The organism is Ruegeria sp. AL12 (assembly GCF_056540885.1).
The window spans coordinates 1-759 of the sequence record NZ_JBQFXN010000110.1; the positions used below are offsets into that span (position 1 = coordinate 1).

Below are 759 nucleotides of genomic sequence, written 5' to 3' on the forward strand. Positions count from 1 at the left end.
GCTTACCAACACATTGCCCGGCTCGGCGATGAAAGCCTCACGAATACGCCGCCCTTCTTCTGTCCGCACCGGAATGTTTTGCAGGTTCGGATCGGTCGAGGCCAGACGCCCTGTATTTGCTCCGGTGATCGAATAAGACGTATGCACCCGACCTGTGTCGGGGTTGATATGGGTCTGCAGCGCGTCGGTGTAGGTCGATTTCAGCTTGCTCAGCTGCCGCCAGTCCAGAACACGGCGCGGCAGTTCATGCTCGGTTGCGAGGTCTTCCAGAATATCAGCGCCGGTCGAGTATTTGCCGGTCTTGCCTTTCTTGCCACCTTCCAGACCCATTTTGTCGAACAGGATTTCGCCCAGCTGAGCAGGCGACCCGACATTAAAGCTTCCTCCGGCCAGCTCGTGAATTTCAGCCTCTAACCCGGCCATTTTCTGGGCAAATGCGTTGGACATCCGGCTCAGGACATCACGGTCGACCTTGATGCCATGCATCTCCATCTCGGCCAGCACCGGCACAAGCGGCCGTTCCAGCGTCTCATAGACCGTGGTCACCTGCGCCCGGTGCAATTGCGGCTTGAACAGCTGCCACAAACGCAAGGTGATGTCCGCATCTTCGGCGGCATAAGCCGTGGCCTCGTCAATTGCGACCTTGTCGAAGGTAATTGCCGATTTTCCCGACCCCAGCAGCGGTTTGATCGGGATTGGTGTGTGGCCCAGATAACGCTCGGACAGGGTGTCCATCCCATGCCCATGCTCACCGCCATG

General features: G+C 58.2%; 1 protein-coding gene. It reads right to left on the bottom strand.

The window, feature by feature from the left end; all coding sequences use genetic code 11:
* Positions 1 to 759: DNA polymerase (locus ACR0C6_RS21690; protein ID WP_480621208.1), on the bottom strand; the 759-nt coding region annotated here is incomplete at both ends.